This is a genomic window from Kitasatospora sp. MBT63 (assembly GCF_000710465.2).
Classification (GTDB): Bacteria; Actinomycetota; Actinomycetes; order Streptomycetales; family Streptomycetaceae; genus Kitasatospora.
In genome coordinates this window covers 1-16,408 of the sequence record NZ_JAIZ01000473.1, presented here as the reverse complement: position 1 = coordinate 16,408, position 16,408 = coordinate 1, and the positions used below count along the sequence as shown (strand labels likewise).

Sequence of the window (16,408 nt, the reverse complement as noted above, 5' to 3'; positions counted from 1 at the left end):
ACATGGCCACACCAGAGCTTTGTGTTAGCTCCTCTAACACCCGTTCAGCGGTCTGACGGTTGCCTGGGTCCACACCGGGCGGAACACCGGCCGCGACACCGGCCGCCACACCGACCACCCACCGCCACCCGGCAGGGTGGCGCCGCCCCGCGCGGGCCGATGTCACCGACTAGAGTTGTCGATCAGGGGCGGGCGAAGGGGTTGGAGTGAGGACAGCACGCCGTGTGACGACACTCGATCCGGTCGACGTCGGGGACCACGTCTGCTGGATGGTCGACCCGGGCGAGGACACGACCGGGCCGACGCGCGCCTTCGTGGCCGACGGCGAGCTGTTCGGCGACATGGTGCTGCTTCTCGGGGAGTCGGACGGAGAGCGTCGCGGCCCCGCATCCTGGGAATCGCTCTTCAACGAGGTCAGCCGCGGTACCGAACGCGCCGACCGCGAGGGGTTCCGTACCCTGCGGGTGCTCGCGGACCTGAGCGGCCTGCCCGCCGACGACACCCGCCCCGAGATCGTGGCGCGGCACGAGCTCAGACTCGATGCCCTCGCCGCCGACCGGGGCACGATCCTGGTGTGCGTCTACGCCCGTGCGGCGCTGACGCCCGAGGCCATCGACCAGGCCGTCGGCGTGCACCCGCACCATCTGGGCGCGGGACCGGTCGCGCCGTCGTTCCGGCTGTTCAGTTCTGCCGGTGACCGGTGGAGCGTCAGCGGTGTCGTCGACACCGAGGGCGCGGCTTCGTTCCGCACCGCACTCGGCGAGCTGGTGGCGCGGGTGCCGGTGCTGCACCTGGACTGCGCGGGGCTGGAGTTCATGGACAGCACCGGGCTGACCGCCCTGGCACAGGTCGCCCGCGGCCGCCAGGACCGCCGGATCGAACTCCGGCACGCCAACGAGACCCTCCGCCGCAGCTGGTCGCTGCTCGGGTTCGAGCATCCCGAAATCCCCGTGGAGCTGATGCAGTGAACCACCTCGACTCCGCTCCCGGTCCGGCCCGCTCCCCGGAGACCGGCGTGCGCCACATCCTGTTCCCCTACGCCGACGAGCGCCGCTTCCTCTCCGGGACCCTCTCGTTCGTCGAGCACGCCCTGGAAGCAGGTGAGTCGGTCGTGGTCGCCGTCTCCGGCCCACGGGAACAGTCGCTGCGCGAAGCGCTGGTCGGTGCCGGCACCGCGGACCGGGTGTCCTTCCTGGACACCGGCGAGCTCGGCGGCAACCCGGGCCGGCTGATCCCCATGTGGCAGGCCTGGATCGGGAAGGTCGCCCAAGCAGGCCGACCGGTCCGCGCCATCAGCGAGAACCGGTGGCCCGGCCGCACCGAGGCCGAGACCGCCGAGCTGCGCTACCACGAGTGGCTGCTCAACCGGGCGTTCGCCGACTCACCGGTGTGGTGGCTGCTCTGCCCGTTCGACACCGCCGCGGTCGCCGAAGGCACCCTGGGCGCGTTGCAGCGCTGCCACCCGTTCGTACTCGGCCAGGACGGCCCGGAGCCTGCGACGGCCTTCATCGAGGGCCCGTACGCCTTCGAGCCGCTGACCGACCCCTGCGACCCGAACGAGGAGCTGACCTTCGTGGCAGGGGAGCTAGCATCGGTTCGTGAACGCATCACAGCCTGCGCGGGCCGGCACGGCCTGACCGGCGACCGGCTACGGGACCTGTTGCTCGCCGCCACCGAGATCGCCGCCAACAGCGTCAAGCACGCGGGCGGTGGGACGCTGCGCACCTGGGCGGCCGACGCGCGAGTGATCTGCGAGTTCCGTGACACCGGGTACATCGACGACCCGTTGGCCGGCCGGGTCCGCCCCACCATGGACCAGATCGGCGGCCGGGGCCTCTGGCTGGTCCAGCAGATGTGCGACCTCGTCCAGATCCGCAGCAGCCCGGACACCGGCACCGTCATCCGCCTCACCATGGCGGCCGACGGCGGCTGACGTCGTCCGGAAGGCCGCGGGCTTCCCCACGGGCCCCGGCCCGGGCGGCGTACCGCAGTGCGGGTGTGTTGCGCCGCGGGTTCGTGCTCCCAGTTCCGCTGCAGCGCATGACGTCTGACGAATGCCCGCGTCTGTCCGGCCTGTGGAGACATGGAGAAGATGGCGAGTTGTTGGTTCCCTCGAAAGGCGCGGGGTACACGGCCGGGGTCCCAGCGCGGGACGAACGACCCACAAGGCCGGAAGAGGGAGAGCCATGGCCGTCCTGAGCCCCATCACGCCGATCGCAGCCCCGATCGCAGCTCCGACGCTTCCGAGCGGGACGACAGCAGGCCCGGCTCCGCTGCCGCGGATCGAGGATCCGTCGGCGGTGTCGCCCGCGGACGCCCGGGTGCTGTCCCGGACGCTGTTCCGGCGCCTCGGCGAGCTGGAGGAGGGCACCCGGGAGTTCTCCTACGTCCGCGGGACGCTGGTCGAGCTGAACATGGCGCTGGTGAAGTTCGTGGCCGGCCGCTACCGCACCCGCAGCGAGCCGATGGAGGACATCATCCAGGTCGGCACGGTCGGCCTGATCAAGGCGATCGACCGCTTCGACCCGGCGCAGGGTGTGGAGTTCACCACCTTCGCGATCCCCACCATCGCCGGTGAGATCAAGCGGTTCTTCCGCGACACCGGCTGGATGGTGCACGTGCCCCGCCGGCTGCAGGAGCGGCGGATAGCCCTCGCGAGGGCCACCGACGCACTGCAGCAGCTGCACGACCGCGCCCCCACCACCGCCGAACTCGCCGAACACCTCGACCTGAGCGAGGAGGAGGTCCGCGAGGGCATCATCGCCAGCCGGGCCCAGACCGCCGACTCACTCGACATGGGCGCGAACTCGAACACGGACGAGAGCTCAACCCTCGGCGACCGGATCGCGTTCGAGGAGCAGGACTTCGAACTGGTGCTCAGCCGCGAGGCACTCAAACCCGCCATCGCCGCACTGTCGGAGCGTGACCGCGAGGTCCTGTCGCTGCGCTTCGGCTCGGAGCTGACCCAGGCCGAGATCGGCCAACTGCTCGGATACTCCCAGATGCACGTCTCCCGCATGCTCAAGCGCATCCTCGACACCCTGCGCACCGCGCTGCTGACCGAGGAGTGACAGCAGCACGCCGGGCCGGGATTCGCACCGGAGAACGGGTGCAGCGGTCTTCGTGACGTGGTCGGCCGGGCCGCTTCGGGCTGGCCGACCAGACACACCTCGAGAATCCCCGGCCACGGCGGAAGCCCTCCGGGCGCGCCGGGCATTTTCGGGCCCCGGGGACAGCGCCCGCTCGACTCCCGGTTACGGCCCTCCCGTCGTGCGCCGCCGTCGGCATCCCGGGCCCCGACGGCTGAGCCGACCGCCGGCCTATCTCCGGTGCGCCGAGAGGGGCCGGATGCAAAGGCCGGACCGACGGGATGGATACAGCCGCGGACACCCGCTCCATGGGCGCGGGAAGGCTCCACTGACCTGGTCGTGGGCGGTTGGGAACAGGGGGAAGCGCATGATGGGTCACTCGCACGCCGTGAGCGGAGCGCTGGTGTTCGCGGCTGCGGCACCCTTTCTGCCACCGCTGGTGATCGGCCGCCCGCTGCAGCCCGGAGAGGTGCTCCTGGGCGCCGTCCTGAGTGCGGGCGCGGCGCTTCTCCCGGACCTCGATCATCACGATGGAACCCTGGCGCACCTCTTCGGACCGTTCTCACGGCTCGCGTGCCGAGCGATCGCCCGGCTCTCGGGAGGACACCGGCACGCCACCCACTCCTTGGTGTTCGTGGCGCTGGCAGGAGCGGGGAGCCGGGCGGCCGTGGAGCGCTGGGAGCGCGGATTCACCGACGGCCTGACGTTCACTCTGCTCCTCTTCGCCGTCCACGCCCTCCGCTCGCACACCTCCGGGCGCTGTGCGGACTCGCGGGCCACCACCGTCGGGCTGGCCGCGATCGGGACGGCCTCGGCCCACACCTGGCTCCCCGGGACCGGTACGTGGCTGCCCTACGCGGTGGTGATCGGAACGCTCACCCACGTCCTGGGGGACTGCCTCACCCGGCAGGGCGTGCCACTCCTGTGGCCGTACCGGCGGCGGTTCGAGATGGTGCTGATCAAACGGACGGGCAACCGCTTCGAAACCCGCTTCCTCGTACCGGTCATGACAGTCGGCACGCTCGTGCTGGTCTGGCTGGCGGCCTTTGCGCCGACCGCCCTCACCGGCTGAGCACCGCGTGCGGCCCGACCTCGCCGCCTGGACGCACCGTGCACGGCACAGAAGCCGTACGCCTCCGGATTCCGGGTAGACGGCCACCGGCAGACGCAGAGAGCAGGCATCGGGAGGCAGCACATGTGCAGCAGCAACGGGCTGGGCACCGACACGGTGGCGCGGGGTGTGGACATGGTGCGCGAGCGTGCCGTCGAGGCCGCGCGCGGCACGCGCACGGCTGCCGACGGCGGGCTCGAAGCGGTGCATCGCGCCTTTGAGACCGCCGTGAGCAGGGCAGCCGGCCCCGAGCACCGCGTTGCCAGGGCGACGGACGCGTGCGTCCGTCGCGTGCACGGCACAGCGGCAGCGGTCAGGCGGGGCACCGCTGGGGGAGGGGGCGGCGCTGGAGCGCCCCGGACCAGCAACGGTGGTGGTGGTGACCGCGGCTGCCGCCGCCGCACTGCTCGGGGCGACGGTGTGGCTTCTCAGCAGCCGCCGGGCCCAGCCGCTCCCTCACTCGCTTGCCGACCAGGCCGACGCGGGGCGGTCCGCCCGACCTTCGCCTCCGAGCACCGCTGACGTCCGGGCACGTGGTGAGGCGGACAAGTGAATCACCCGGCCTTTCGCCATCACCCGATCGGGCGCTCCGGCGTTTCCATCCGGACAGAGGGGTCATACGAATCCCATGGGTAGCTATGTCATCACCATTCCCGGGACTCTCCGTCGTCCGATCGACAAGGACGCGAAGCAAGCGGTGCTGGCCGCGGTCAGGGGCACCGACCCGGAACGGGTCGGAGCCGAGGTGCCGGATCTCGACGTGCTGACCGTCGACAATGCCGAGCACACCTTCGTTCTACGCCTGGAGGTCGAAGCCGCCGACCGGACCGAGGCCGGCGCCGCCGCACTGGCCGTCGCTTCCCGGGCCTTCGGCCGGGCGGGATACCGCGACGGCGAAGTCACGGCCGGTGAACCGGTCGTCACGGGAATCGACATCGGCTGACGCGGTGCATCCCCACCGCCGGACTCGGCCTGCCGCTTCGCCTGCGAGGCGATCGGTCAGGAGCCGGACCTCGGGGGTGGGCAGCGCGGAGATCACCGCAAGGCATCGACAGGATGACGCCGGCCGTTTCGACCAGCCGGACGGTGAGCGGCGGCGCCGGCAGCTGGTGAAGCAGCCACAGCGGATCGGTGAGCGCGGTCGTCGGCACAGGATGACCGGCCTGCGGGAGGTACTCCCGGAACGGACCGCTCGGCCTGTGGCGACGACCGACTGCGGGATCGGGCGCAGCGAGACGCTCGGCAAGTCTCGGCCCATCAGCCACTCGACAGCTGGACCGTGCGCCGGACATCCGCGAGCGGGATGCCCGGCGCACGATCTTGACGACGATGAGTGCGGTGGCGAGGGAGAAGACCGCGTTGGTGCGGCCGCGCAGCACGATCGCGCCGCCGGCATCGAGGCAGTCCTGTTGCCAGAGGCTGTGGAGGCGGTCGTGCACTTCGGACTCGGCGAGGCCACCGATCCGCGCCAGGTGATCGCCCTGCTTTCGCGGCCCTTTCGCGGCTCATTCGCTGCGGGCCGCGTCGGTCGCGGGTGGGGGAGTAAGCCGGAGGCATGGATCGCTCCGACTGCGGCGCGGGGCCGGGGTCCGGCGAGGTGCCGGAGCTGTGCGACGCGTGCGGCCGCCTGGTTCCGGTCCGGCACCTGGTGATGCTGCGGGTGCCGGACTCATCGGCGGTGTCGGGGGACGCCCGGTTCGACGGCGAGCGGCTGCTGCGTGCGTGCTGCGACGCGCACCTGATCGCGCTCGCCGTCGGTTACCAACACCGCCCCTTCGTACCGGAGGAGCTGTGGTCCGGGCAGATCACCCGTGCGGTGCGCCTGCTCGGACCGCTGGGCTGGGAGGAGATGTACGACCGGCTGATCGCGATGACGGGCCTGGGGGAGGAGCAGGTGATGCGGGCGGTCGCCTGGCAGGAGGAGCACCGCCATCCTTCCGGGCCGTCCACCGGTTGAGGCAGCCGCCCGACCGAGGTCGTCGCGGTCGGCGCCCACACCAGGGGCGATGTCAACGCACCGGTGGAGCAGGTCCAGGTCCTGATCGGTCAGCTTGTCGTCGGCCACATGCCCTCCCGGGAACCCACCTGGTGCCACCGAGCCTCGGACCGGGCGGCGCCGTCGGCGACCGGGAGCACCTGCCGGTCCCCGGCCGGGGCGGTGTCCGGCTCGCCCAGCGCGCGGAGCAGGGCACCGGCCGCGTTGGCCGCGAGCGCCCGGCCCATCATCGCGTCCAGCCGTCCTGCGGGCCGGCGGACACGGAGGAAGATCTGCTGCGCGAGCCACAGGGCGGGGCAGCGGCTGGGCCGGGCGGAATTCGCGACCATGTCCGGGATCGTCATACCGGTATGAACGCCGTTCGGCCCGACGGGTTACATGCCCGGCAGGCAAAGTGGCGAGCACTCTGCGCAGTCACCGGTTGGCCGGCCAGGTCGGTGGACGGCGGCAGGAGAGCCAGTGACGTCCCGTGGTCACCCCGCGCCGGGCTGCTCGCCGGCGGGGGCGCCCAGTTCACGGTCGCCAGTCCCGCTGATCGACGTATGGCCGGTGGCGGGCCGACCGCGCATCAGTACGCCCTGCGCGCGTACTGCCTCCACGGCCGCGGCCGTCTCGCGCAGCAGCTTGTCCGCCACCTCGTCCGCCTCGCCCTCGGTCGCGACGTCACGTTCCGTGATGTTCGTGTTGATGGCCTGCACCTACCCTGGCGTGGGGAGGGCATCCCGTGACCAGCCGAACTGGTCAGGCGCAGCCACACGTGGGGCAGGGTCCGGTTCCGACCGCGATGCCGTCCTGCGGACTCGACAGGTCGGGCCGCGCCGGCCCGCAACTGTTGCCGACCGAGCGCGCCGAGCGACGGCGGCCACCCCGGATTCCCCATGGCCAGCCCGTTACTGATGCAACGGTGGGTGACCGCTGTCGGGCTGCACGTCGTCGGCCCTGGGCCCGTGGCCAGCTGGCGCCTTCCAGCTCGGCCATTGCATCCCGGGCCTGCGTGGCCAAGACGGTGACGACGTCGACCGCCTGGCAGGCCGACACCGGGGGGATCACCCCTCGCGCCACGTCGCGCCGGAAGTCCTGACGTTCAGTCAGATCGCGCGTCAACTCGGTTTCCCGGCGGCAGTATCCGCACCAACCACTCCCGGCCCCCGCACACGCCGCTCAGCATCCCGAGCCCGCCCGCTCCGGAGAACGGCCGCCGCAAGCGCACCCCTGGCTGCCCCTCCCATCGGCGCCAACACGATCGGGTGCCGCACCCCAGCCACTCCGTCACCGATGCCATGGCCTCCAGGAACGCCCTCAGAGCGATGAGCCGGGCAGGACTGGGAGCAGACCTGGCATCCTGGATCCTTGTGCCGCCCTCACCCAGCTGCGCGCCGACGGGTTCGACGTCCGCGACGAGGACGTCGCCCGACTCTCCCCGTTGTGCGGCACCACTGTGCGGCACCACGTCAACATGCTCGGACGGTACTCTTTCCAGCTGCCGGAGCTTGCGGGCGGGATGCGGCCGCTGCGCGACCCGCACACCGCCGACGAGCAGTGATGACGCTCCGGCGGCACTCCCGGTCGCCCCACATTCACGACAGAATTCTTCGGTCGCCCTGTCGATTCTCCTGCCGGCCGTTCGTCATACCTGCGCAACCAACCCGATGCACGAGGAGCGCACCGTGAAGTACCTGCTGCTGATCAACACCCCGTCGCCCGATTCCACCGAGGAGCGGCCGGCCCAAGGACCGACCGTGGAAGAGTTCATGGCGTTCGAGAAGGCCGTCTCCGATGCCGGCGTCAAGCTCGACGGAAACGCCCTGGACACCTCGAACGCGACCACCGTACGTGTCCGTGTCAATGGTGAGCGCGTCGTGACCGACGGGCCGTTCGCCGAGACCCGGGAGATCGTCGGCGGCTATTACCTGCTCGATGTTCCCGACCTGGATGCCGCGCTCGACTGGGCGGCTCGGTGCCCCGGGGCCCGGTACGGCACCGTCGAGGTCCGCACGGTCTGGGAGCCGGATCAGTCGTGAACCAGCAGCGAGCGGCCCGCTCCGTCGAGGCGGTGTTCCGCGAGGACCGGAGCCGGCTGCTCGCTCTGCTCGCTGCCCGGTTCGCAGACCTCGACCTTGCCGAGGAGGTCGCCTCCGACGCGATCGAGGCCGCGCTGGAGCGGTGGCCGGTCGACGGAGTGCCGGACAAACCACTGGCGTGGCTGCTCACCACGGCACGCCGCAAGGCCGTGGACCGGATCCGGCGCGACCGCACATACGCGCAGCGGCTGGCGGTGCTGCAGGTGGAGAGCGACCGTGCCGTCACTGCGGTCCCCGTAGAGTCCGGCTTCGATGACATCCCCGACGAGCGGCTGCAACTGTTCTTCACCTGCTGCCACCCCGCGCTCTCACCGGAGGCACGGGCCGCGCTGACACTACGCTTTCTCGCGGGCCTGACCACACCCGAGGTCGCCCGGGCATTCCTGGTGCCCACCGCGACGATGGCCCAGCGCATCGTGCGCGCCAAACGCAAGATCCGCAGTGCGCGCATCCCCTTCCGCGTCCCGGGAGCGGACGAACTGCCCGCGCGCCTGCCCAGCGTGCTCCGGGTCATCTACCTCGTCTTCACCGAGGGGTACGCCGCCAGCTCCGGCAACGACCTCCTCCGCCCGGACCTGGCCGACGAAGCCATCCGGCTCGCCCGGATCCTGCACCGGCTGCTCCCCCGAGAACGCGAAGTGACCGGGCTGCTCGCGCTTCTCCTTCTCACCGACGCCCGGCGCGCGGCCAGGATCGACGCTGCGGGAGGCCAGGTGCTGCTCGAGGACCAGGACCGTGCTCTGTGGGACGCCGACCTCATTGCCGAGGGGCAGCGACTCGTCGTGCCGGCCCTGACCGGTCCCGGCGTCGGACCGTACGCGGTGCAAGCGGCGATCGCGGCGCTGCACGACGAGGCGGCCAGCTTCGACACCACCGACTGGCCGCAGATCGTCGCGCTCTACGACGTGCTGCTCCGGATCGAGCCATCCCCGCTCGTCGCGCTGAACCGGGCCGTCGCCATCGCCATGCGCAACGGCCCCGAGGCGGCCTCACCCTGCTGGACTGCCTTACCGAGACCGAGGAACTGCGCGGCTACCACCTGCTTCCCGCAGCACGGGCCGACCTGCTCAGAAGACTGGGCCGCACCACCGAGGCGGCCGCCGCCTATCGGGCCGCCCTCGACCTCGTCGGCAACGAACCGGAGCGAGCCACGCTCGCCCGCAGACTCGCGGAACTCACCGATCGCTGATCGGCCCGTCGCCGCCCGCGCCGACGGCAACGCCACCACCCGGCGCACCCGCACCGTCCGGCCGGCCGCGCCGCGCGACCGCGGGCCGCGCGAGCCCGATGCCGGTCGCGGACGTGTTCCTCGCCCTGGCCGCCGCCCACGGCTGGACCCTCGGCACCGCCGGCGGACGCCCGCGCGACCACTGGCCCGAGGTCGTCGGCCCGGCCGCCGCTGCCCACTGGCACCTCGCCGTCTACGACCCGGCCACCCGCCGCCTGCGCGTGCCCGCCGACGCCCCGGCCTAGCCGCCCGGCTGCGCCCCAGCGTGCGCCGCATCCTCGCCGCCCTCGAGCAGTTGCGGCCCGGAACCGTGATAGCTGTCGACGTCCGCGTCGGCCCCGCCCGCGTGGTGCAGCCCGACCAGGGCCCCGACGACCGGCCCACCATGAGGCCGGCCCGGCCCCCGTTCACCGACCGCCACACCTACCAGGAGCTGCGCCGCCGGACGCGCGAGGACGCCACCGCCCGCCGAGCCGCGCTCGACGAAGCCGCAGGTGCCCGAGAGGAGATCCTGCGCCGGACCTACAACTGGCTGCGCGAGCCCGAGCACGCCCACCGACCCGCGATCGTGGACACCCGGCCACCGACGCCGACCAGCACGCCCGCCAGCAGCGCCAGCGCCACCGCGCCGCGCTCTCCGTCGCCCGCGCCACCCGGGCCGGCGCCACCCCGCTGCGCACCGCCAATCGCGCAACACCTCGTACCAGCGCGGCGTGACCGGACTCTGCGGCCCGCCACCACGGCGGCCGCCCTGGCACGCCGGCCGATGTGTTCTCCGCGGTCGTGGCGTTCCTGGTCGACCTGCGTGAAACCCCCTTCCCGCACCTGAGCATGCCGGTCCCCGGCCGGCCGGGGACCGGCATCTCGGGCTGGTGGAGTACGCGGTGAACGAGCAGCAGGATCCGCCGCGGGCCCCGGGAAGAGACTCGTCTCGGCTGACCCCCGCACAGGCGGGGGTCAGCCGGCCCTGCGGTGGGCAGCGGTCATCGTGCCGACGACGTGGCCGGTGGGATTCGTGGCCCGCGGCACGCACTCGTCCGGGCGGCGTCATTGCTGATACCGCTGGTAGGGAGCGGCCCCGGACGGTCGACGGAACCGGCCCGGAAGCGGAGCGCACCGGCAGGCGGCGTGCGCTCCGCCCAGGCATGTTCGATCCAGTCGGCCGTCAGCGGTCGGGCGAGAACCGGCGGATGCCGCCGCTTCGGGCCGAGTGGCATGAAGCCTTCCGCAGCACGCAGCCTGCCACGAGACCGACCGGCACCGGCCGAACCGGTACCCCCGAGCGGACCATCCGGGCCTGTGTTCCTGCGGCGTGCCCGGAGCGAACCGCTGCCCGCCCCGCGTGGGCTGTGATCTCCCTCGGCGCGACCTGCCCAGGGTGGGCCCGGACCGGGATGGAGCCACTGGTCTCCCCGGATCGGACTGCGAGGTGGAGCAGGCCGGTGCACGCCGGCCTCGGTCGGGTAGCCGGCCTGCTCGGCCGTCAGGTGCGCGGCGGACGGGTGGCCGTGTCGAGGTAGAAGGCGTCGATGGTCTGGACGGCCTGCTCGAACTCGTCCAGATTGACGGGCTTGGTCACATACGCGTTGGCATGGCTGCTGTAGGCGCCGGTGACGTCGTCGGGAGCGGAGGACGTGGTGAGGACGACCACGGGGATGGTCCTCAGGTCCTCGTCCGTCTTCAGGACCTTCAGCAGGTCACGGCCGTTCATCCGCGGCATGTTCAGATCGAGGACGATCAGGTCCGGGCGCACGGTGCCGGGTGCCCGAAGGTGCTCCAGGGCGGCGAGTCCGTCGGTGACCTGAACCAGATTGCGAGCCCCTCGCTCGGACAGGGCCTCCTCGATGAGCATGGCATCGGCCACATCGTCCTCGACGAGCAGGACGTCGAAGGGACGGGCGGGGCTGGTCATCATCGGACGCTCCGTAGGTGCCTCGTTGGAATGGTCAAAGATTCCCGGCCAGCGACGCCGGGCACCCTGGCGGGTCATCCCGCAGGCCGCACCGATCTGCGGATAGCCGGCGCCCGCCCGGACCGCTGCCACCGCGGCATTCCGCTGGAGCCGCTCGGTCGCCTGCTGAAGATGGTCCAGCATGTGCAGCATGGACAGTGGACGCGCCGGGCCGTCCCCGGTCTGCGGTGACGACTGGTCCAACAGCTCGAGCACCAGGCGCCGGGCCAGCCTGCCGACCACCGCGTCCGCGACGGCGGCCGTCTCATCTTGCGTCGTACGCAACACGAAGTTCTTGCCAGGCATACCGGCACCATAGGGCCATTGATGACCCTGCGACAACATTCATTGTCGGCTGCCCTCTACAGTGTGCGCTGCGCCGGTTTGAAGGCGACCGTCAAGGTGGAGGGTTGGGACATGACCGGCGAAGAAGGGCTGCCTAGGACACGGTGGGTCTCCACCTGGACGACCCGGCGGTGGCTACGCGTCGGAGCAGCCGTCGCCCTGGTGGTCCTCGCCCTGCTCGGGGTGACCGGGGCCTGGGTCCTTCAGCGGACCCAGACCATCAGCACCGACCTCGTCGACGTCAAGTCCCCGGCGCTGTCCACCGCGTTCCGCCTGGAATCCGCGATGCTCAACCAGGAGACCGGAATCCGCGGCTACGGCCTCACCGGATCAACCGAGTTCATCGCTCCCTACCAGCAGGGACTCGCCGACCAGGAAGCCCAGGCGGCGCACCTCGCAGACCTGTTGAAGGACGACGCCCCGGCGCTGGAGGACCTGGCCGACGTCCAGCAGGCGATGTCGGCCTGGCAGGAGCAGATCGCCCGGCCGGTCGCGGCCTCCCCGCCCGGTGCTCCCTCCGCGGTTGCCACCGCCCTCGCCGCCCAGGGCAAGCAGGCATTCGACACCGTACGGGCCGAGCTGAGCAGCCAACAGGACCGGCTGCGCGCGGATCGCACCCGCGCGAGGGACGACCTGGTGTCCACGCTGGCCCTGCGCAACTGGGTGTTCGGCACCATCGCGATCCTCATCGTGCTCCTCGCGGCCCTGGTCTTCGAAGGGCTGCGCCGCGGCATCAACCGGCCGCTGGAACGACTCGGCGCGGACGCCCGCACCATCGCCGGCGGCGACTTCGACCACCCCATCACCTCCACCGGCCCCGCCGACCTGCGCCGCCTCAGCGCCGAGATCGACTTCATGCGCCGCCGCCTCGTCCGGGAGCTGGCCTACACCGAGCAGGCGCGCCTGCGCCTGGACGCCCAGGCCGCCGACCTCCAGCGCTCCAACACCGAGCTGGAGCAGTTCGCCTACGTCGCCTCCCACGACCTGCAGGAGCCGCTGCGCAAGGTCTCCAGCTTCACCCAGCTCCTCAAGCGCCGGTACGGCGGTCAGTTGGACGCCAAGGCCGACCAGTACATCGAGTTCGCCGTCGACGGTGCGAACCGGATGCAGACCCTCATCAACGACCTCCTCGACTTCTCCCGCGTCGGGCGCCTCCACCACGCCCACCAGGAAGTCGACCTGGACAAGACGCTGGAGCAGACACTGGCCGCGCTGAGCGTCGGCATCGAGGAGTCCGGGGCCCGGATCACCCACGATCCACTGCCGACCCTGGTCGCCGACCCCACCCAGATGGGCATGCTCTGGCAGAACCTGATCGGCAACGCCGTCAAGTTCCGGCGCCCCGGCGAGGAACCCCGGATCCACGTCTCGGCCGAACGCGAAGGCCCGCTGTGGCGCTTCACGGTCACCGACAACGGCATCGGCATCGCACCGGAGTTCGCCGAGAAGGTCTTCCTGATCTTCCAGCGGCTGCACACCAAGGACGCCTACTCCGGCAGCGGCATCGGCCTGGCCATGTGCAAGAAGATCGTCGAGTTCCACGGCGGAACGATCGGCATCGACCTCGACCATCCGGACGGCACTCGCATCACCTTCACCCTGGCGCCCGAGCCGCCACAACTCCCCGGCCCCTCCGCGATTCCGGAAGCGGACCGTGCCGAACAGGAGCAGCCGCGATGACCGCAGCCGTGGCGGCCTCCGCAGGGACGGCCTCCGAAGGACCGCTGTACCGCATCCTGTTGATCGAGGACGACCTGGGCGACGCCCTCCTGGTGGAGGAGCTCCTGCACGACACGGGGCTGCGCTTCGAGCTGACCACCCGGTCCACCCTCACCGAGGCCCGCAGCGCACTGGCCGCCGGTGCGACCGACTGCATCCTCCTCGACCTGCACCTGCCCGACGCCGCCGGCATCGCCGCTGTCACCGCCGTCCGCGCCCTTGCCCCGCACACGGCGGTCATCGTCCTGACCGGCCTGTCCGAGGCCAAGGCAGGCACCGACGCGATGGCCGCCGGTGCCCAGGACTACCTGGTCAAGGGGAAGGTCGAGGCGGAGCTTCTCCACCGCACGGTCCGCTACGCCGTGTACCGCAGTGAGACCGAACGCGCCGGCATCGAGGCCCAGGCGGCCCGCCTCCGGGCGGAGGAGAACGCCCGCCTGGAGCGAGGACTGCTGCCGCCGCCGATCATCGACACCTCCACGGTGACGGTGACCACCCGCTACCTGCCGGGCACCGCCATGGCCCTGCTCGGCGGGGACTTCCTCGACGTGGTGGAGGGCGACGACGGCCTGCTGCACGCCGTCGTCGGAGACGTCAGCGGACACGGCCCCGACGCCGCCGCGCTCGGTGTCTGCCTGCGCATCGCCTGGCGCTCCCTCGTTCTCGGCGGACACCGCGGCGAGGACCTGCTCAACCTGATGGAACGCATCCTGGTCGCCGAACGGGTCAGCCAGTCGCAGTTCGCCACCTGCACCCTGCTCACTCTCGACCAGAAGGCCGCCACCGCGACCCTGCACCTCGCCGGCCACCACGAACCCCTCATCACCACCGCCGAGGGCACCCGCCAGCTGACCGCGGCCCACGGCATCGCCCTCGGCATCATGCCCGGACTGCGCAGCTGGCCCCTGACGGTCGTCCCGCTCCCGGCCGGTGGGGCCCTCACCCTCTACACCGACGGCCTGACCGAAGGGCACAACGGGACCACGGGCGAGCGGCTCGGCGTCGAGGGGTTGCTCACGCTGATCGGCAGTCTGCCGACGGCGGACCCGGCCGCGCACGTCGACCTGCTCATCAAGGAGACCCACAGCCTGAACGCCGGCCGGCACACCGATGACCTCGCCGTGCTCCGCCTCGACTGGGGGCCCCGACCGGGCCGTTGAGGACCCGACGACCGCGCGGGCAGCTGGTGCCGCTGCCCGTGAGGTTGGTGGACGGCGCGGTCGCAATCCTGCGCCTTCCGGGGGCGCCCGGCCCGCCGGTGGTGGCCCGGGCCATGCCCACGGTCGATCGCCGGTGTGGTGAGCGGACTTCAGGGCAGACCACCTCAGGCCGCTCGGGTGGGCCCGACGGCGAACCACCGGACTCGCGCTGGTCGCGTCGAGCGCCTGGGCGTTCGAGGCCTGGCGCCGCGAGAGCGGGCTCCGAACGCCTGCGCTGCCGGAGGGTCTTGAGCCCGAACTCGCCATCGCGGAGACGCCCGGCGGTGACAGCACCTGAGGCTCCGGGGGCGCAGCGGCGCGGGCCGCCACCGGTGTCGGTGGCGGCCCGCGGCCGGCTCTTGCGAGGCCGGGTCAGATGACGGGGCCACCGTAGAACGGGCCGTAGTAGCCCGTGTACCGCTCCTGGTAGCCGGCGTCCGTCCGGTGCTGGTCCCAGTCGAACTCGGGGCTGCCCTTGATCTCGTCCTTGGTGCGGTCGACGTAGACCTTCTTCTCCTCCTGCTCGACCCGCACCACCGTGCCGGCCGGGAGCAGGACGTGCTTGCCGAAGATCCACGGGCCGGTGTCCACCACCAGGTACCGGGCGCCGACCTCCTCGGACAGCTTGTCGACCTTGCCGATCGGGCCGTCCGTGGCCTCGACGTGGAAGCCGACCAGATCGTTGCCGGAGACGTGGCCGGAGGTGCTGCGGAAGTCCCAGATCTCGATGCCGCTCATCGCGTCTCCTTCGTGTTGTGACGCCCGCCGGGCCGGTCCCGGCGTGACGCGTTGTCGGCCCCCGCCTGCCCCGGACCCGGTGCGCCACACCTTCCTGAAGCGGATGCATGCGGCTGGCAGGAACGGGCAGGCGCGCTCCGCGGCTGCCCGTGGATGGCGCTCGCAACAGCTGCGCCAACAGGGTGACTTCCTGCGCGGCAGACTGCTCCGAGCCGTCGGCGGCGTGCGGGGTGGCCCGGAGAATGCGGCGGACTCGGCGGTGCGCCGGCAGCCCGCAGGGTGCGGCGCGCCGCCCGGATCGAGGTCGTCGGATGGCACGGGGCCGGCCGGGCCGCTGGGCCGGCGCCCCTCGGCTGCACTCCGGGCCGCTCGGCGACCACCTCGTCTGGCTCGCCCTCGGCGCCGCCACGATCATGGCCGCGCTCACCTCCCGGAGCTGACCCCACAGCGGCCGGGGCCGTGTTTCGGGCAGCCCTGACGGGTGAGACGACCGAGCGGGGGATGCCCTCCCCGCCGGAGAGCCGACGCTTGAACGGAGCCCAAGATGAAGGTCGCGGACTACATCCTCGAACGACTGCGCCAGTGGGACGTCGACCAGGTCTTCGCCTACCCCGGCGACGGCATCAACGGCCTGCTCGCCGCCTGGGGACGGGCCGACAACAAGCCGCAGTTCGTCCAGGCCCGGCACGAGGAGATGGCCGCCTTCGCCGCCGTCGGCTACGCCAAGTTCTCCGGCCGCACCGGGGTCTGCGCCGCCACCTCCGGCCCCGGCGCGATCCACCTGCTCAACGGGCTCTACGACGCCAAGCTCGACCACGTCCCGGTGGTCGCGATCGTCGGCCAGACCGACCGCAGCGCGATGGGCGGCTCCTACCAGCAGGAGGTCGACCTCCTTTCGCTCTACAAGGACGTCGCCTCCGCGTACTGCGAGATGGTCACCGTCCCCGAGCA

General features: G+C 71.8%; 17 protein-coding genes and 2 pseudogenes. 14 read left to right on the top strand and 5 right to left on the bottom strand.

Going from position 1 to position 16,408, the window contains the following annotated elements; all coding sequences use genetic code 11:
* The first annotated feature begins 224 nt into the window (after positions 1 to 224).
* The 6 genes from AA75_RS25920 (at position 225) to AA75_RS25895 (ending at position 6,157) form a co-directional block, all read left to right on the top strand.
* On the top strand, positions 225 to 968 hold the full coding sequence (locus AA75_RS25920; RefSeq protein ID WP_051813375.1) for an MEDS domain-containing protein: 744 nt from the start codon (positions 225 to 227) through the stop codon (positions 966 to 968).
* On the top strand, positions 965 to 1,933 hold the full coding sequence (locus AA75_RS25915; RefSeq protein ID WP_033822662.1) for a sensor histidine kinase: 969 nt from the start codon (positions 965 to 967) through the stop codon (positions 1,931 to 1,933). The genes AA75_RS25920 and AA75_RS25915 overlap by 4 nt, the downstream gene beginning before the upstream one ends.
* Before the next feature lie 367 nt (positions 1,934 to 2,300).
* The gene (locus AA75_RS25910) at positions 2,301 to 3,071 is read left to right on the top strand and encodes a SigB/SigF/SigG family RNA polymerase sigma factor (RefSeq protein WP_051813373.1); all 771 of its coding nucleotides are present in this window, start codon (positions 2,301 to 2,303) and stop codon (positions 3,069 to 3,071) included.
* A 385-nt stretch (positions 3,072 to 3,456) separates the two neighbouring features.
* Positions 3,457 to 4,161 (top strand): metal-dependent hydrolase, encoded by a 705-nt coding sequence (locus AA75_RS25905; RefSeq protein WP_033822661.1) that lies wholly within the window; start codon positions 3,457 to 3,459, stop codon positions 4,159 to 4,161.
* A 736-nt stretch (positions 4,162 to 4,897) separates the two neighbouring features.
* Positions 4,898 to 5,143, top strand: a complete 246-nt coding sequence (locus tag AA75_RS25900; RefSeq protein ID WP_051813369.1) for a hypothetical protein — start codon at positions 4,898 to 4,900, stop codon at positions 5,141 to 5,143.
* A gap of 612 nt (positions 5,144 to 5,755) precedes the next feature.
* On the top strand, positions 5,756 to 6,157 hold the full coding sequence (locus tag AA75_RS25895; RefSeq protein WP_051813367.1) for a hypothetical protein: 402 nt from the start codon (positions 5,756 to 5,758) through the stop codon (positions 6,155 to 6,157).
* Positions 6,158 to 6,246: 89 nt separating this feature from the next.
* Here AA75_RS25895 and AA75_RS25890 read toward each other — a convergent pair whose 3' ends face one another.
* Positions 6,247 to 6,525, bottom strand: a complete 279-nt coding sequence (locus tag AA75_RS25890; protein ID WP_149038379.1) for a hypothetical protein — start codon at positions 6,523 to 6,525, stop codon at positions 6,247 to 6,249.
* A 144-nt stretch (positions 6,526 to 6,669) separates the two neighbouring features.
* Positions 6,670 to 6,894 (bottom strand): hypothetical protein, encoded by a 225-nt coding sequence (locus AA75_RS25885; RefSeq protein ID WP_033822659.1) that lies wholly within the window; start codon positions 6,892 to 6,894, stop codon positions 6,670 to 6,672.
* Between the two features lie 656 nt (positions 6,895 to 7,550).
* On the opposite strand from AA75_RS25885, the pseudogene AA75_RS25880 reads away from it, so the two are divergent.
* From AA75_RS25880 to AA75_RS25855, 4 genes and pseudogenes are all read left to right on the top strand, one after another.
* Positions 7,551 to 7,739 (top strand): annotated as a pseudogene (locus tag AA75_RS25880) (hypothetical protein); the annotation flags it as partial.
* Between the two features lie 124 nt (positions 7,740 to 7,863).
* Entirely contained in the window at positions 7,864 to 8,217 is a 354-nt protein-coding gene (locus AA75_RS25875) for a YciI family protein (RefSeq protein ID WP_033822657.1), read from the top strand.
* Positions 8,214 to 9,466: pseudogene (locus AA75_RS46010) on the top strand (RNA polymerase sigma factor). Before AA75_RS25875 ends, AA75_RS46010 begins: the two are co-directional and overlap by 4 nt.
* A 98-nt stretch (positions 9,467 to 9,564) precedes the next feature.
* Positions 9,565 to 9,750 (top strand): DciA family protein, encoded by a 186-nt coding sequence (locus tag AA75_RS25855; RefSeq protein WP_033822653.1) that lies wholly within the window; start codon positions 9,565 to 9,567, stop codon positions 9,748 to 9,750.
* Here the strand turns inward: AA75_RS25855 and AA75_RS49775 are convergent.
* Both AA75_RS49775 and AA75_RS25845 read right to left on the bottom strand, forming a co-directional pair.
* Complete coding sequence (locus AA75_RS49775) at positions 9,747 to 10,061, bottom strand: hypothetical protein (protein ID WP_033822652.1); 315 nt, start codon at positions 10,059 to 10,061, stop codon at positions 9,747 to 9,749. The genes AA75_RS25855 and AA75_RS49775 overlap by 4 nt on opposite strands.
* A 927-nt stretch (positions 10,062 to 10,988) precedes the next feature.
* The gene (locus tag AA75_RS25845) at positions 10,989 to 11,762 is read right to left on the bottom strand and encodes a response regulator (protein WP_082526832.1); all 774 of its coding nucleotides are present in this window, start codon (positions 11,760 to 11,762) and stop codon (positions 10,989 to 10,991) included.
* 111 nt (positions 11,763 to 11,873) lie between these two features.
* On the opposite strand from AA75_RS25845, the gene AA75_RS25840 reads away from it, so the two are divergent.
* Complete coding sequence (locus AA75_RS25840; protein WP_033822651.1) at positions 11,874 to 13,481, top strand: CHASE3 domain-containing protein; 1,608 nt, start codon at positions 11,874 to 11,876, stop codon at positions 13,479 to 13,481.
* On the top strand, positions 13,478 to 14,680 hold the full coding sequence (locus tag AA75_RS25835; RefSeq protein WP_051813365.1) for a PP2C family protein-serine/threonine phosphatase: 1,203 nt from the start codon (positions 13,478 to 13,480) through the stop codon (positions 14,678 to 14,680). Before AA75_RS25840 ends, AA75_RS25835 begins: the two co-directional genes overlap by 4 nt.
* A 411-nt stretch (positions 14,681 to 15,091) precedes the next feature.
* Here AA75_RS25835 and AA75_RS25830 read toward each other — a convergent pair whose 3' ends face one another.
* Entirely contained in the window at positions 15,092 to 15,457 is a 366-nt protein-coding gene (locus AA75_RS25830; RefSeq protein ID WP_033822650.1) for a PRC-barrel domain-containing protein, read from the bottom strand.
* A 311-nt stretch (positions 15,458 to 15,768) separates the two neighbouring features.
* Between AA75_RS25830 and AA75_RS53535 the strand changes: the two genes are divergently transcribed.
* Both AA75_RS53535 and AA75_RS25825 read left to right on the top strand, forming a co-directional pair.
* A complete protein-coding gene (locus AA75_RS53535; protein ID WP_255369525.1) occupies positions 15,769 to 15,897 on the top strand; it encodes a hypothetical protein in 129 nt (42 codons plus the stop codon).
* A gap of 104 nt (positions 15,898 to 16,001) precedes the next feature.
* On the top strand, positions 16,002 to 16,408 hold a 407-nt coding region (locus tag AA75_RS25825; protein WP_033822649.1), incomplete at its 3' end, for a thiamine pyrophosphate-binding protein.

Bases quoted from the DNA above. Each gene is read 5' to 3' on its own strand.
- AA75_RS25905 (WP_033822661.1), top strand. From the start codon at position 3,457: ATGATGGGTCACTCGCACGCCGTGAGCGGAGCGCTGGTGTTCGCGGCT.
- AA75_RS25895 (WP_051813367.1), top strand. From the start codon at position 5,756: ATGGATCGCTCCGACTGCGGCGCGGGGCCGGGGTCCGGCGAGGTGCCG.
- AA75_RS25890 (WP_149038379.1), bottom strand. From the start codon at position 6,525: ATGGTCGCGAATTCCGCCCGGCCCAGCCGCTGCCCCGCCCTGTGGCTC.
- AA75_RS25855 (WP_033822653.1), top strand. From the start codon at position 9,565: ATGCCGGTCGCGGACGTGTTCCTCGCCCTGGCCGCCGCCCACGGCTGG.
- AA75_RS25845 (WP_082526832.1), bottom strand. From the start codon at position 11,762: ATGCCTGGCAAGAACTTCGTGTTGCGTACGACGCAAGATGAGACGGCC.
- AA75_RS25840 (WP_033822651.1), top strand. From the start codon at position 11,874: ATGACCGGCGAAGAAGGGCTGCCTAGGACACGGTGGGTCTCCACCTGG.
- AA75_RS25835 (WP_051813365.1), top strand. From the start codon at position 13,478: ATGACCGCAGCCGTGGCGGCCTCCGCAGGGACGGCCTCCGAAGGACCG.
- AA75_RS25830 (WP_033822650.1), bottom strand. From the start codon at position 15,457: ATGAGCGGCATCGAGATCTGGGACTTCCGCAGCACCTCCGGCCACGTC.
- AA75_RS53535 (WP_255369525.1), top strand. From the start codon at position 15,769: ATGGCACGGGGCCGGCCGGGCCGCTGGGCCGGCGCCCCTCGGCTGCAC.